1 protein-coding gene and 1 pseudogene are annotated in these 1,220 nt (G+C 71.3%); both read left to right on the top strand.

Going from position 1 to position 1,220, the window contains the following annotated elements; genetic code table 11:
• Positions 1–12: 12 nt before the first annotated feature.
• Positions 13–75: pseudogene (locus ACH4UK_RS36920) on the top strand (hypothetical protein); the annotation flags it as partial.
• Between the two features lie 12 nt (positions 76–87).
• The coding region (locus ACH4UK_RS36915; protein ID WP_398363629.1) for a beta-ketoacyl synthase N-terminal-like domain-containing protein at positions 88–1,220 on the top strand (1,133 nt) is incomplete at its 3' end.

The following is a 1,220-nucleotide window of genomic DNA, read 5'->3' as shown; positions in this document are numbered from 1 at the left end:
GGTGCGGGTTATGTGGCGTCGGTCGCTCATACGCTGAGTGTCGGGCGGCATCATTTCGCGCATCGGTGTGCGGTGGTGGCGCGTGATGTGGATGATGCGGTGCGGCTGTTGCGGGAGGCGGCGCGGGGGGAGAAGCCGCGCAAGGTCCACCGGGGCGTCGTCACCCGCGACTTCACCCCCAACGCGATGCTGCGGGACCTGGTCGAGGAGGCCCTGCGGGGCCGGCAGGCCGACCCGGCCCGCTACCAGGAGACCCTGCTCGCCCTCGGCGATCTGTACTGCCAGGGCTACGCCCCTCAGTTCCAGCTCCTCATCGACCAGCCCCCGGCCCGCATCAGCCTGCCTCCGTACCCCTTCGAGGAGGAGACCTACTGGCCCTCCTCGGCGGACCTGACCCGCCGCCTGCTCTCACCGGTCGGCGGCGGCACCCTCGGTGCGGGCGCGGAAGCCCAACCGGTCGAGGAGTACGAGGAGTACGAGGACGAGGTCTTCGAGGACACCGACATCGCCGGGAGCGACGGGCAGACGCCGGGCGGCGCGGCCGGGGCGGTCGCGGGTCCCGGGCGGCGGGTCGAGATGGTCGGCTTCTCGGTCGCGGAGTGCCTGGAGTGGGAACTGAAGGACTCCGTCTCGCAGTTGCTGAAGCTTCCGGTGGCCAAGCTGGACGAGGGCGCCAATCTCCAGGACTACGGCTTCGACTCGATCAGCCTGGTCGAGTTCGCCGGCGTACTGGGTGAACGCCTGGGCGCCGAGCTGACCCCCGACGTCTTCTTCAGTCACCCCACGCTGGTGAGCCTGGGTGGGCATCTCCTCGACACCCATGGCGAGTCGCTCGGTGCGTTCTACCGCGACGGCGGTGCCGCCGGAGCCTCGGCGGTCGTCCCGGCGAGGGCCCCCGGTCGGCGTCGGGTGAGGCGTGTCGCGCCGGTGGTGCGTGAGCCCCGGGCGCTGGGGGTGGCGGCGGGTGTGGAGCCGGTGGGGATCGTGGGGATGAGCGGTCGGTTCCCGGGTGCCCGCACGGTGTCGGAGTTGTGGGACATCCTGGCCGAGGGTCGGAGCGTGGTGGGCGAGGTGTCGCCCGAACGGCAGCCGGCGTGGGGCACGGGGCGTCCGATGGGGGAGATCCCGGGGGTGGCGGAGTTCGATCCGCTGTTCTTCGAGATCTCGCCGCGCGAGGCCGAGCTGATGGATCCCAGGCAGCGGTTGCTGCTTCAGGAGAT

The sequence above is a fragment of the Streptomyces sp. NPDC020884 genome (genome assembly GCF_044333935.1).
Lineage (GTDB): Bacteria > Actinomycetota > Actinomycetes > Streptomycetales > Streptomycetaceae > Streptomyces.
This window is presented reverse-complemented; position numbering and strand designations above follow the sequence as displayed.